Here is a 13,532-nt window from a genome sequence, read left to right on the forward strand (position 1 = left end):
AGTTATACATGTTGCTGCTGGGATAGCCCATGAGACTCGTGCTCATCCCTCCGCCATAGCCGCCGTAATTGGGCATATAGTTATACATGTTGCTGCTGGGATAGCCCATGAGACTCGTGCTCATCCCTCCGCCGTAGCTTGGCATATAGCTATACATATTAGAGCTTGCGAGGCCCAGCAGGCTCGTGGCAGTGCTGTCTCCATAGCTGGGATAATAGCTGTACATGTCACTGCTTGGAACGCCCATCGTACTCGTCATCATGAGATTGCTCCTCCGTTTCTTATATCCAATTGGATATACTTATCTTAATTGGTGTATCACGACAGCAGGGAAAAAAGTAAATACCATGGCGGAAAATATTTTGTAAATAATTGTTTTAAGCCCTGCACCGGTGGTAAGGAAGTCCGCCAAGGCCATTAAAACGGGGAGAGTCTCTACAGGAATTTCACCTTCTCTGAAAGAAACTTCAGCGACAATGCGACAGTGCCACAAGGTGCAGCAATGGAAGAAGTCTTCATAAAAAAATACTGGCTCAGGGAGGAACTGGGCAGAAGTCCCCACAGCATCGTCTATCTTGCCACGGACTCCGATGCCTCAAGAGAAGTGGCCGTCAAAAAGCTGATCGTGCCCTCCCTTCTCCTGCGGGTGCAGCTCGAAGATACCGTGAGGAACTTTCTGGATGAGGTGGAGAAGCGCTCCCGCTTCTCCCATGAGTCTATCGCCGAGCTCTATGACTGCTTTGAGCATGAACAGCAGATTTACCTTGCCGAAGAGCTCGCAAAGGGAAAAACCCTCGCCGAGTTTATGAAAAGCGGCCGTTATTATACTCACGTGCTCCAGGGAGTCTACCTTTTTCAGAAGATAGCCGAAGCTCTCTGCTGCGCCCATGATCATGGCTACCTCCACAGGAATTTCAAGCCGGAAAACATTATCATCTCAGATGATAATACCGTCAAGCTCACCGATTTCATGGTCTGCTCCCATCTTTTCCGGGAGCAGAAGGTGAGGACCCTGCTTGATATCGACAGGTTTGAGAACCTCACCCCTTACTCGGCTCCCGGGGTCGTGGACGGAAAGCCTCTCACAAAGAGCGCCAACATATTTTCCCTTGGGGTGCTCATGTATGAGTTCTTCACGGGAAGCCACCCCTTTGCGGGCCATAACGACGAGGAGCTTTACAATAATATCGGGGAGAAAACCCCCCTTCATGCGAAGTCCCTTAACCCTTCCCTTCCCGAGGTGCTGAACTACATGATTGAGAGGGCCATGAAGAAGGACCTGACGGAGCGCTATGGTGATTTGAGAGAGCTTCTCGATGACATGGAGTATCTTTACCAGGAGAAGAATTTTCCCAACGAGCGCTTCAACCTGAGCAAGGCGCGCAGGACACGGAACACCCTGTTCACTGCCCGTGAAGTCTCACGGAAGTTTATCGCGGCGAATCTCAGGAAGGGAGCGGTCCTCTCGGGAGAGCTGCTCAAGAAGATAAGGAAACAGGGGGAAGAGGCTCCGGGAGTGTTTCTTGAGGAAGACCTTGAGCCCTCAAAGGTGACCAAGAAAAAGCCCATACTCACCGACGAGGAGTCCGCTGCCGAAAAGGAGGAGGCTTCCCTTGCATTGATTCCCTCCCCTGTCCCGCCAGAGGAGATAAGGCTCGATGAGCCTCTGTTCGGGCGGCGCAAACCCTTCGTCCAGGAAAACAGGGCTCTTCTCCTCTCCCTCGGAGCAATCCTGGTGTTCCTTTTCGGTGTCATCTACCTTGCGTCGTACCTTTACTATTCCCGCCAGAAGGTCTCTCTTTCCGTGACCGGCAGGGCAGGAATGGCGGAAAACAAGGGCAGCGCAGAACTCCTTGTGACCTGCAATGTATCTGATGCCGATGTGCTCCTTGAGAGGGTGCTGGGGGACTTTCCCCCCATAGAGGGAAAGCTTGATACGACCTCCAACTGGAGGGCTTCAAATATTGCACCTGGCGCCTACATGGTGAAGATCACCAAAAGCGGCTTTCAGCCCTATATAGCCTCGGTGGAGCTTAAGGAGAATGACAAGGCCATTCTGAATGCCGAGATAGGCGTGTCAATGCCTTCGATGGACATTACCACCGATCCCCCTGATGCCTTCATAAACATTGACGGGCAGCCCCTGGGCCTCTCTCCCCTGAAGGTCTATGACAGGAAGCCCGGCGATTATCGCCTGACCATCCAGAAGGACGGCTATGAGACTTACAGCGAGAAGGTCACTGTCACCGGCGGCGAGGTGCTTGTCAGGAATATTCTTCTGCAGAAACAGGAGCTCGCCGTGGCAAAAAAGCCCTCTCCCTCGCCTGTCGCGAAGGCAAGCCCCAGCCCCATTCCCAGCCCTTCGACTGTTCCTGTGATCCCCCCAGCCTTCCTCGCCATAGATTCCTCTCCCGCAAGTGCCACTGTCTTGCTGGATGGCCAGGAAATAGGCATGACTCCCCTGGAATATACCGTAAAGCCTTTCCGGAGCTCTGTGATGGTGACGCTCAAGAAGAAGGATTACTGGGAGTGGAAGGATTCCTATGAGCTTACCCCCGGAGGAACGCAGCAGATCTTTGCCGATCTCTCGCCTACTGTCGCGGTGACAAGAACAAAGGTCCCTGTAAGGCCCAATCCTTTGGCGAAAGAGACGCAGGGCCCCATAAAATTCTCCTATGAAGCCCATTATTCAAGGATATCGGTATTTGAGAAGCTGAGCGGCAACGAGCTGGTCCTTGATTTTGACAGGGGCCGGGTGGAGAAAAGCATGGAAAGCCTGGCGGACTATCTCGAGAACGCCCTCAAGGACCAGGGAGGACAGTACCAGATCCGCTGCTTTTTCGCCCTTTCTGCCGATACAAGGCCAAGCCCCCCTGTCGCCACCGTGACAGGCTCATGCCAGGTGCTTGACAGCAGGGGGGCGTCTCTGCTTGAAGAATCGGAGAAGGCTCAGTTCACCTGCTCCCCCGAGGCTTTCGAGCTTGTTGAGAAGACCAACAACTACGCGGGGTACAGGGTTACGAACAGGCAGGGAGCCACGGAGAGCGCCTCCAGGATCATCACGAGACTCACCTCGAGAATAGAATTCGCCATAAGAAACTCCCGGTGAGGATCACGATGCCGGGGTCGCCCTGTTGAAGGCCCACTGCTTGATCCTGCGGATCTGCTCGCCCATCGTTTTGGAGAGGGGAACGATAAGCCTTTTTGCGGCTATGATATCCTTCTGGGTAAGCTCCCGCCCACCTATCCTCGATTCCACCACCGCTGATATGACGCATTGCTCGATCTCGGCACCGTTGCAGCCATCAGTGAGGTCCACCAGGAGCTTGAGGTCGAAGGAGTCAGGGTTGTGCCCCCTCTTTTCCAGGTGAATCCTGAAGATGTCAAGCCGCTCATCTTCTGTGGGGAGATCGATGAAGAATATCTGGTCAAAGCGACCTCTCCGCAGGATCTCCGCAGGGAGAAGATCGATGCGGTTTGCCGTAGCCGCAAGAAACAGGCCGGGCCTTTTCTCCTGCATCCACGTGAGGAAGAAGCCGAAGATCCTCGCTGCCTCGCCGCTGTGTGTCTCTCCGAGCTCGATGCCCATCTCGATTTCATCAAACCAGAGCACAGCAGGCGACACTTCCTCCATGGTCCTGCAGGCGTTGATGAAGGCCTCTTCGGGCTTTCCATAGACACCGCTGTATATCTTGATCATGTCCATCCTGTAAAGGGGAAGCTCCCACAGTGAGGCGATAGCCTTCACCGAGAGGCTTTTCCCGCACCCTGCGATTCCCATGAGGAGGATGCCCTTGGGGATGATTTCGCTCGAATATGCCCCCTCCATGTGCATGAGGGATTTGCGCTTGGTGAGCCAGTCTTTAAGGTTTTTGAGGCCGCCGATATGCCCGAAGGGCGTGACATGGGAGATGTACTCCATGGGGCTTTCCTTCTTGATGTGGAGCTTTTTCTCTTTCTGAAGGTTGCTGATGAAGTCGTTTCTGCCGCCTGACGAGGCGATGGTGCAGAGAAGGGCATGGCGCGCCTCGCTCTGCGTGAGGCCCTGGAGGGTCCTTGCGGCATTTGCCATATCCTGTTCCTCAAGCCCCAGTTTCTCTGCGCCTTTCCTTTTAATTTCGGCTTTTATGAGGTCCCTGAGGGTGGAGATATCGGGCGGCTCGATGACTATGGAGGCAATTTCATGCTCGGCCTCGGGAGGGATATCTCTTATGCTTCCCACCAGAACGATGAAGATATCCCTGTCAAAGAGGTCATAGTAAAGATCCCTGATTTTCCTTGTCACTGCGGGGTTTCCATGAAAGTGGGTATGAAAATCTCCGAGGAAAAAAATGCAGGGATCTTTCTGGGCGGCGATGTGCTCGAGGAGCGCCAGGGGTTCCCTGAAGGCAAGAGCGTCATGAGCCCCTGCAAGCCCCTTGGTGGGACTCCATCGGTGGAGAGGCAATGTTTTTCCCGAGTATAGCTGTGAGGCCTTGCTCACGATGTCGAGAGCCCTGTCCTCTTCACAGGTGGTGAGATAAATAAGGGGGCGCCTCCCCATGAAGAGTCGCGTCACTGAAGCGATGGAAGCCTGCTCTGCTCCCTGTGTCTCGGGGGGAATCGTGGTTTCCTCGAGCGGTTCTGACATGGTGCCTCCTTTCAGAATCCGGGGAATACCCCTGTTCTTCTTCTCCCTTTTCCCCTCCATCTCCTCGCGGGGCTTTCCGGGCGGGGCCCCCCCTTTTACATGAAAATTTTGTAAATAATGGAGTCTGTCCCCCTTTACATGGGTGGCATATCGTGATACACTTGAAGGAGAAAGAGTAAAGAAGCGCCTCGACCAGATGGGAAATGCGGAAAAGGGTATGGTCCGCGGGGGAGAAGAGACAGAAAGCTCCACAAGGAGCAGAAATGACCTATGAAAGGCAGAGTTTCTCTGCTTTTTTGTTTGTACGTATTCAGAAACAGCGTTGACGATCATCAGGGAGAGAAAAAAATCCCCGGATACTGAACACTTCTTAAAGAAAACAGGTTCAAAGGAGAAGAAGTGCGTCTGTAGAAGCATGTAGTTTTAGTGTTTCATGGGTATTTTGAGGAAAGCTTCTCCGAATAAGGGAATGTTCCCGGAGAGGGGAGGCTTGTTATTCTTTTTCTGAGAGCCTGGAGATTTTTATGCTGTTGCAGGAACTCGTAGACATTCTCTTTGAAGAGCTGTCCGGAATAAAAGCGAAAGAGCATGTCCTGCATTTGAGCCACTATCATCGCATTCAGGCCTCTCCGGGATTTCATGAAGCTGCTTTATATATCAGGCAGAAGCTTGTGGACTATGGGTACCTCGACGCTGCAATGAATGAGTACCCTGCTGACGGGAAGATCAACCACTGGGACTGGGAATCACCCATTGCCTGGAAAGCCGTCGATGCCGAGCTCTGGCTCACCGAGCCCCATAAGGAGATTCTCTGTGATTTCAAGGATATTCCCCTTTACCTCATTGCCCACTCTCAGAGCGCCGTGACGGTGGCCGACCTTGTGGACATCGGTACGGGGACCGAGGAATGGCAGTTCCAGGATGAGCGCGTCAAGGACGCCATCATCATGGCCACGGGTCCTGCCCGTGAGATTTATCCCTACATGATTAAATACGAGGTCCAGGGCCTCATAAGGTATCCCTCTGATGAGCGGGCCTACAACTATTCCGATATGATCATCCACGACGCTTTCATGCCCATCGATGCCGACAGGGACCAGATACCTTTCGGCTTCTGCATCTCCAAGCGGCGGGCAGAGCAGCTCAAGGGCCTGCTCGCCCAGGGAAAAAGAGTGAGGGTAATGGCCAAGGTGAATGCCGAGCTCAGCGACGGCACCCTTGACATCGTTGAGGCATGCCTTCCCGGAAGCGAGGAAGAACCGGAGGAAGTGCTCTTTGTCTCCCATCTCTGCAACCCCAAGCCATCGGCCAATGATAACGCTTCGGGATGTGCCCTCCTGCTCGAGATAGCACGGTGCCTGAAGAAGCTCACCGGGGAGAGGAAGCTTTCCGAAAACAAGAGAACCATAAGGTTTCTCTGGGTCCCCGAATACAGCGGGCCCATTGCGTGGCTTCACTGGAATTATTACAAGGTGGAGAACATAGTGGCCTGTATCAACCTTGATTCTGTCGGCGAATCGCCTGACCGGATCGGGACCCCCCTCCGTGTCTGCACCCCCTCGTTCAGCACCGAGAGCTTTCTTGAGGACCTTCTGGGCTCTGTGGCAGAAATAGTGGGGAAAAATTCCCGCTATGTCTCGATGGAGGGCTCAAGGCGGCCCCTGCAGTATGAGCTTCAGACAATCTCGGGACCGGGCGACTACACTATTTTCATTGACAACTATTTTAACATCCCCTCGGTGATGCTCACCCATGACGACATCTTCAGGGGGACCAACCTCGATTCCACCGAAAATGTCGACGCCACGGAGCTCCTCAGGGCAGGCCTCATTGCGGCGGCTTCGGCCTATTTTCTTGTCTCTCCTGATCTTGCTTTTGCCCGTCATCTCCTTCTTATCAAGAAGGCCGGCTCCCTCAACAGGATTAACAATTTTTTCAAGCAGGCCATTGAGCGCCTTTATCTCGCCCATCCCAGGGACCTGGACATCACTTTCTACAATGAGGTGGGAAAAGCGAGCTACCTTATCAAAAGAGAGGAGCTCAACATTGACTCGATCCTCACCTATTATGACGATAAAATCTTTGAGAAGCGCGTCGATGAGATCATCAAGTCGGTAAAAGCTTTTGCCATCAAGGAGCTTAAAGCCATGGAGATGACCTTGAGGGAGAGGGGCGAGGAGGTTCATTTTGAGCTCTCACGCCTTAATACCCTTCCCAAGGAATACCGTGATGCCCAGATTCTGATCCCGGAAAAAATTATCCAGGCGCCCTTCAAGGGCATCTTCAAGAAGACTGTGTACCAGCGCATTCACCGCGCCACCAAGGAATGGCTCTCCAGCAATTCCCTCTGCCAGAAGTTCAACGTATACAGCGAGATCCACAACCTCATCAACGGGGAGAACTCGATTTTTGAGATCTTCATGGCCCTTGATCTGCAGTTCGGGAATATCCTCCTCAATGATGTGTGGACCTATGTGATGCTGCTCCAGAAAATGAAGCTTATCAATGTCAATATGCTCAAGAGGGAGGAGAAGACTGCGGTACCGACTGCCGCCCAGGCCCTTCCCCTCTCTGCCACGGAGGAGCACGGCAGGGAGCAGAAGAAGGAGTCAGGAGCCTTTCAGGGGTCCGATCAAGAGGTGCCCGGCAAGGAAGCAGGTACCGCCCTCAAGAGCAGGATGCCGAAATCCGCCGATGAAGAGGAAGTTGACGAGCTCCTGTCCCTTCTGGACAATGAAGTGCCTGACCAGGAAGCAGAGGGAGCCGACGTATCACCACGAGTTTCGCTCAAGGAAGAGGAGACCTCCCCTCTGCCACCGAAAAAGGAAGAAGATGACGAAGATGTTGACGAACTGCTCGAAGCGCTTGATGCCGTCGAGATCAGGGAAGTGGGCAGGATAGAGGTGCCCCGCAGGGAGGAGGCCGCGCCGGTAAAGGAGGCGCCTGCCGCAACCAGGGCCGATCTCGATGAATGGGATCTCGACTCACTTGAGATTGAAATGAAGAAGATTGTGGTAAAGGATGAGAAAAAAAAGGATGCCGAAGTAAAAAAGGTGATTGTCGAGGACCTTGAGCAGCTTGACCTCTCGCTGGAAGGCGTGGACCTCGATATCAATGCCTTCGACACCATGGTCTCCGATTTTGAAGGGGGAAAGTCCCGCAGGAGCGAGGAGGCTCCCTCGCAGAATTTTGACCTGGAGAGCCTCTATATAGAGATGAGCAAGATGCAGGAATCGAGCGAGTCAGGCGATGACATGACTGAAAAATGGTGGTAGCCTGACGAGAAGAAAGGGAGGTACCCTTGGATTCTGACATACAGCAAGCGCGGGTGCTCTTTTACTGCCTGGGAGGCGGCATGGGCCACCTCACGAGGGCTGCCGCCATATCAAGAAAGCTGAAAAGGTTTGTAAAGGGCACCATTGCGATTCTCACAAACTCTCCCTTTCATTACCTTCTTGAGATTGAGGATGTGCACTTTATTTATCTTCGCAACCTCGTGGAGATCGATGACCATGCTGGAAACCTCATCAGGGGCCTTATCGGGGAGGTGGACCCCGAGCTGCTGGTTGTTGATTCTTACCCTGCGGGCATAAGGGGCGAGCTGGTTCCCCTTCTCGAGGGAGGTGCTTTCAGGAAGATCCTGCTCAGGCGCTATATCCCTCATGATCTTATTGATCCTGTCAAGTTCTGCGAATATACCCGGTCTTACTATGACCTTGTGATTGACTGTGAAGCCCTCCCGCCCCTTGATCATCCTATGGAGCTCGTGGCCTGTCCACTGCTGATCCGCGACGCCGATGAGCTCTTCTCCCGCGAGACGGCCCGCGATATTCTCCTCGCCAAGGGTGATGAGAAAGTGGTCCTCGGCGTGGCGACGGGGAAGAAGGAGGAGGCGCAGCGGTTCATGAAGCTTGTAGAGAAAGCCTTCATGCAGATCCACAACGACGCCTACGTGCTCAGGTTCGCCTCGCCCTATAATTTCACCGACTTTCATGAGATATGGCACAACATAAAATACTTTCCTCTCTTCGAGCTTTTCAGGGGAGTGGACGTCCTGGTAGGCTATGCCGGCTACAACCTTCATTATGAGTCAAGAGCCCTCTCCATACCCACCATTTTCATCGGCCACCAGGGAGAAAGGGAGGGCTTTCAGCCCGGCAGCATTTACAGCCAGGCTGAGGCCACCGTTGAAGATATAGAGAAAAAGCTGAGGGAGAAAATGGCCTCCGGGGGGGGAACTGCCGAGAGTCCCGCTGAGTTTGAATGTGCCACCTCAAAGGCTGCGGCCTATCTTACCAACCTGCTCTTTTCCGGGGAGAATTTCGAGGTAAAAGAATACAAGGACAGGATCGACTGGTTTCTCATGTGAGGCCCGCCGGTGAAGGAAAGAAGTGTCTGCTATTTCCCTATGGGATTTGAGAAAAAGGCAGGCGAGGCCTCTGGATCGACGCACAGCACCTTGTCAGTCTCGTGCTTTCTCTCTCCCGCGACTTTCTCAAGCCTCTGCCTGATGGAGGCGTCAGAGATAAGGATTGAGTTGAAAGCCTCCTTGCCGAGCATGTAGACCACCACATCACTCTCTGCCTTTACGGTAGCTGTTCTTCTCGTATTGGTGAGAAGGGCTATCTCACCGAAGTAGGAGTAAGGGGTAAGCTCGCTGAGCTTCATGCTGGAGCCTTCATTGCCTTCAGCCCAGATGGAGATCGTTCCCGAGACAAGTATGAAGAAGGCCCCACCTGCTCTTCCCTCCTTGAGGATATGATCGCCTGCATCGAAAGAGATCCTTACGAGCTTCTCGGAGAGCTCATCAAGCTTTTCCCGAGCCACGCCGGTAAGGAAATCAATCTTTGCCAGGTTATCAAAAATGGCTGCTTTTTCCTGTGGATCCATTGGTCACCTCTTCTTTGTTTCTCTGGGTAAGATTCTTCCCTCCAGGGGACGATTCCTTTTCTCCGGGGGGGCAATCACCGGCCCTCTCCATTGTCAAGAAAGTCCCATATTCTGAAAGCTTTATGGCGGGGAGAGCTGTCTGTGTCCAGTCTCAATCCCTGCTCCCTCCCCCACAGAAGGGCCTGACGATATTCGCTGTCAGTGATGCCTCTCCGTGCCGGACCGTAATCACCTGCCCTGAAGCATGGGCGGTACTGCGCCATGAGGTTCACATATGCTGAAGGGGAGAGCTCCCTGGCTATCCACTGCAGCAGTTTCTCTGTCCCGCATATATTCTCGGGCATCACCAGGTGCCTTATCAGAAGGCCCTGGAAGGCGATTCCCTCTTCATCCATGACCAGGTCTCCCACCTGGCGCTGCATCTCCTTGAGAGCCTTCCGGGCGACTTCCGGATAATCTGAGGCATTGAGGAGCTCCAGGGCGGGCCCGATGCTCCAGAACTTGAAATCCGGCATGAAAATATCAATAATGCCGTCAAGGAGGGAGAGGGATTCCATCGACTCATATCCGCCGCAGTTCCAGACCAGGGGGATGGTGAGGCCTCCCTCGGCTGCAATGCCAAGGGCATCGAGAAGGAAGGGAAGCTGGTGGGAAGGGGTCACGAAATTTATGTTATGGCACCCCCTCCTCTGGAGCGACAGCATGATTCTTGCTATTTGCCGCGGCCCCATCTCTTCACCCTGCCTGAGGTGGGAAATCTCGTAGTTCTGGCAGAAGGTGCACAGCAGATTGCATGAAGTGAGAAAGAGGGTTCCCGATCCCCCATGGCCCACCAGAGGCGATTCCTCGCCAAAATGAGGCCCGTAGCTTGAGACGACGGCCTTGTCGGTGATGCTGCAATATCCCTTTTCGCCGGCGGTGCGGTCCACCTCGCAAAATCTTGCACAGAGCCGGCACCTTGCAAGAAGTGCGTAAGCCCTGTTGGTGCTCTCCCTGAGCATGCCGCTGTGATATGCTTTCAGATAGCGCGGTGACGGTGGCACAGAAGAGCTATTCACCCCTTTTTCTCGAAGGTAATGCCTTTCAGAAACCGCTCGCTCACGTCCTTCCTGAACATTCCCTTGGGCGCCAGCGAGACGATGAGGATGCTTCTGTTGCGGGGGGGGCGGGTGACAAGGGTGAACATCCCGTCAACGGAAGTCCCTTCAGATTCTGATTCCGTCAGTACCGCGAGGACCTTTTCCTTCCCCACGGTGTAATAGCCCTGACCCGTGATTTTCATGGATTTCATCGAGACAAGGCCTTCAAGGAGATTCAGGAGCTCTTTTTTGTATTCCATGATCATCTGGGTAAAGACGGCCTCGTTGAAAGGGGAGTCCGCGGGAAGCTCCCTGAGAATCACTCTCTGGTAATAACGGTATTCAAAAAGGGCGACTTTCCCGCCGTCATCCGGCTTAAGGCCCTTGAGCAGGCGGAATCCTTCGGGCAGGCGGTAGGCGCATATGCTCTCAGCAATCCTGCGGTCCTCTTCCGTCGCCGGGGGCTGAGAGGCTTTTGCCCGGAGCCTCTTCAGGTTAAGGGATGCTATCTCAAGGCGCGGCTCAAGCGCAAGCGCCCTTTCGTACTCTTTCTCCGCATCCTTGAGGTTCCCCTCGAACTCAAGGGTGTAGGCAAGATTGTTGTGGGCCATGGCGAGGCCTTCTTCATATGAGATGGCTTTCCTGTAGTTCTCCTCGGCCCTCTGAAAGTCGCCGCGCTTGAGGCAGATGTTTCCCAGGTTATTGTAAGCTCTTGAGTAGGAGGGGCTCTCCTGGATCGCCTTTTTATAGAGTTCCTCAGCGGTGGCCAGGTTTCCATGGCGCTCTTCCAACATTCCCAGGATATTGTTTGAGACAGGGAGCGTGGCTTTGAGGCTGAGGGCATGTCGGGCCGCCTCTTCGGCTTCCTGGCGACGTCCTTCCGTCATATAGAGGTAGGCAAGGCGGTCATAGGCTTCTGCACAGGCCGGATCCTGCCGTGCGGCATTCAGGTACTCGCTGATGGCCTCCTTGATCCGGCCCTCTTTCACCAGTGCCTCTGCCTTTATCAATGCCTCCGGGGATGCAGAGAGCGGCAAGGCTTCCACGGCCAGGAATATCGCCAGGCACAGCAGGATGCTCCGCAGGCTCTTTTTCATCACAGGAAACCACTCCTCGCTTACCATGGAATGCTTTCTCCATGGCTTTCCCTCTCAAGGTATTGTTTCGAGAGGGAAGAGAAAAAGCCTCTCATAAGGAACATTCAGAAAATAATGGGCAAGGCGGAAGGATTACCACCGCCCATAAAGAATTAAAAGAAGACCTCCATTCTGTTTAGAGAAATATATCTGGAATCGCGTATATATTCTTCAATTATCGGTGAGGAGATTTTTATGGGAAAGCAGTCAAAAGCAAACAGTGAACAGGGTACAACGGCAACTACGGAGCTTGACAGGTATATAGAGGAAAAACTTGAGAAAGCGGAGGAATTGAGACAGGCATTTGAGTATGAGAAGGCCCTCATGGAGATTTCCGAGGCCTCCCGTTCTCTTGAAGCCTCGGGATCCTCTCCCGCCGCCTCAGATAAGAAGGTGCTGCTCCTCTCCAGGAAAGCCGAAATTGAGAAGATCACCGGGAAATGGAGGTCCGCGATGGAGGCCCTCGACAAGGCAATAAGCCTCAAAGGCTCCCTCCATGCAAAGAATGAGCTGGTAAATGTCTTTATCAACAAGGGGGAGCTCCTGAGCTTCCAGGGAGAATATGCCGAGTCCATCAGGTTCTTTGAAGAGGCCCTGGAAACAGCCAAGATAGACAATATCCCCGAGGAGTGCGCCCTTTCCTATTACCATCTCGGCGCCATCAACTCCAGGATGGGCGACCACCAGAAAGGGAAAGAGCTCATTGAGCAGTGCATGGAGCTTCTCAAGAACATGGAGGAGACGGCGGAGGTGCGGATCATCAAGGCTGCCGCCATAATTCAGGTAGGGCTCCAGTTCTTCCGCAAGGGAAAATTTGATGACGCCGTCTCGAGCTATGAGCGGGCCATCACCATTCTCGAGGGGAGGGAGGACAGCCTGGAAAAGGCCGAGGCATACCGTTACATCGGCGTGATCCACAGCATAAAATCCAATTACCGCGAAGCCCTGAGCTACCACCAGAAGGCCCTGCAGATCGTGAGCCACGTGGGCTACCTCTTCGGGATGGCGAAAGTCTATAACAGCATCGGCCAGCTCTGCCTTGACGTGCAGAAGCTCGACGAGGCGCTTTTCTTTATGGGCAAAACCGAGAAGATATGCACCGATCTCGGCGCCGATGCCGAGGCGGCTACCATTTACGGGAAGCTTGGCAACGTGTTCATGCAGAAAGAAGACTATGAGAACGCCGTAAAATACCACCTGAAGGACATGGAGATGTGCAAGAGGTTCGGCAACAACAGGGCTCTTGCCTACACCTACAGGAACCTTGGGCTGAGCTATTTCCACATCCACCAGGGGAAAGAGGCCATCTCGTACCTCAGGGAGGGGCTTGAGCGCTTCAAGGAGCTCCAGGACACGGTGAACATGGGCAGGATTTACATTGACCTCTGCAATGCCTACCTTGAGCAGGACCTGGTGAAGGAAGCCGATGAAATGTCCCGTATGGCCCTTGAAGTGCTTGAGAAGTATCCCCAGAGCTCCGATATCGCTTTTGCGAAAACCTTGTCCGGCATCATCGCCAGGAAGAAAAAGGATTATGACGGTGCCTATCGCTTTTTTACCGAGAGCATGGAGATTCTGGGGTGGAAAGAGCCTACCACGAGGCTTATTGAAACCCATCATGAGCTTGGGCTTCTCTACCTCGAAATGAAAGACATGAAAAAGGCTCTCGTCAATTTCAAGATTGCGCTGAGGACAGCCCGTGACATGGGCTTGAAAAAGCAGGTGGAGAAAAATCTCAGGATCGTGGAAAAGATTGATGAGATGGAGATAGTGAACATCATACTCGAGGAGCTCTAG

Annotated in this window: 9 protein-coding genes; 4 read left to right on the forward strand and 5 right to left on the reverse strand. The window is 53.4% G+C overall.

The window, feature by feature from the left end; genetic code table 11:
• On the reverse strand, positions 1-262 hold a 262-nt coding region (locus tag RDV48_16290), incomplete at its 3' end, for a hypothetical protein (protein ID MDQ7824363.1).
• Positions 263-502: 240 nt separating this feature from the next.
• Between RDV48_16290 and RDV48_16295 the strand changes: the two genes are divergently transcribed.
• Entirely contained in the window at positions 503-3,109 is a 2,607-nt protein-coding gene (locus RDV48_16295) for a serine/threonine-protein kinase (GenBank protein MDQ7824364.1), read from the forward strand.
• Between the two features lie 3 nt (positions 3,110-3,112).
• Here the strand turns inward: RDV48_16295 and RDV48_16300 are convergent, their stop codons facing one another.
• On the reverse strand, positions 3,113-4,630 hold the full coding sequence (locus RDV48_16300; GenBank protein MDQ7824365.1) for an AAA family ATPase: 1,518 nt from the start codon (positions 4,628-4,630) through the stop codon (positions 3,113-3,115).
• Between the two features lie 524 nt (positions 4,631-5,154).
• On the opposite strand from RDV48_16300, the gene RDV48_16305 reads away from it, so the two are divergent.
• Together RDV48_16305 and RDV48_16310 are read left to right on the forward strand one after the other, a co-directional pair.
• The gene (locus RDV48_16305; protein MDQ7824366.1) at positions 5,155-7,905 is read left to right on the forward strand and encodes a DUF4910 domain-containing protein; all 2,751 of its coding nucleotides are present in this window, start codon (positions 5,155-5,157) and stop codon (positions 7,903-7,905) included.
• A 26-nt stretch (positions 7,906-7,931) separates the two neighbouring features.
• Positions 7,932-8,999, forward strand: a complete 1,068-nt coding sequence (locus RDV48_16310; GenBank protein MDQ7824367.1) for a hypothetical protein — start codon at positions 7,932-7,934, stop codon at positions 8,997-8,999.
• A 29-nt stretch (positions 9,000-9,028) separates the two neighbouring features.
• Here the strand turns inward: RDV48_16310 and RDV48_16315 are convergent, their stop codons facing one another.
• The 3 genes from RDV48_16315 to RDV48_16325 form a co-directional block, all read right to left on the reverse strand.
• Positions 9,029-9,520, reverse strand: coding sequence for a cyclic nucleotide-binding domain-containing protein (locus RDV48_16315; protein ID MDQ7824368.1), 492 nt, complete (start codon positions 9,518-9,520; stop codon positions 9,029-9,031).
• Between the two features lie 74 nt (positions 9,521-9,594).
• Positions 9,595-10,563: a radical SAM protein gene (locus RDV48_16320; GenBank protein ID MDQ7824369.1), complete on the reverse strand. Its 969-nt coding sequence runs from the start codon at positions 10,561-10,563 to the stop codon at positions 9,595-9,597.
• An 11-nt stretch (positions 10,564-10,574) separates the two neighbouring features.
• A complete protein-coding gene (locus RDV48_16325) occupies positions 10,575-11,696 on the reverse strand; it encodes a tetratricopeptide repeat protein (protein ID MDQ7824370.1) in 1,122 nt (373 codons plus the stop codon).
• Positions 11,697-11,930: 234 nt separating this feature from the next.
• Here RDV48_16325 and RDV48_16330 point away from each other — a divergent pair, with 234 nt between their 5' ends.
• Complete coding sequence (locus tag RDV48_16330; GenBank protein ID MDQ7824371.1) at positions 11,931-13,532, forward strand: tetratricopeptide repeat protein; 1,602 nt, start codon at positions 11,931-11,933, stop codon at positions 13,530-13,532.

The sequence above is a fragment of the Candidatus Eremiobacterota bacterium genome (assembly GCA_031082125.1).
In the GTDB taxonomy this organism is placed as follows: Bacteria; Vulcanimicrobiota; CADAWZ01; order CADAWZ01; family Ess09-12; genus Ess09-12.

Coding starts and splice junctions, on each gene's coding strand:
- RDV48_16295 (MDQ7824364.1), top strand. CDS start 503: ATGGAAGAAGTCTTCATAAAAAAATACTGGCTCAGGGAGGAACTGGGC.
- RDV48_16300 (MDQ7824365.1), bottom strand. CDS start 4,630: ATGTCAGAACCGCTCGAGGAAACCACGATTCCCCCCGAGACACAGGGA.
- RDV48_16305 (MDQ7824366.1), top strand. CDS start 5,155: ATGCTGTTGCAGGAACTCGTAGACATTCTCTTTGAAGAGCTGTCCGGA.
- RDV48_16315 (MDQ7824368.1), bottom strand. CDS start 9,520: ATGGATCCACAGGAAAAAGCAGCCATTTTTGATAACCTGGCAAAGATT.
- RDV48_16325 (MDQ7824370.1), bottom strand. CDS start 11,696: ATGAAAAAGAGCCTGCGGAGCATCCTGCTGTGCCTGGCGATATTCCTG.
- RDV48_16330 (MDQ7824371.1), top strand. CDS start 11,931: ATGGGAAAGCAGTCAAAAGCAAACAGTGAACAGGGTACAACGGCAACT.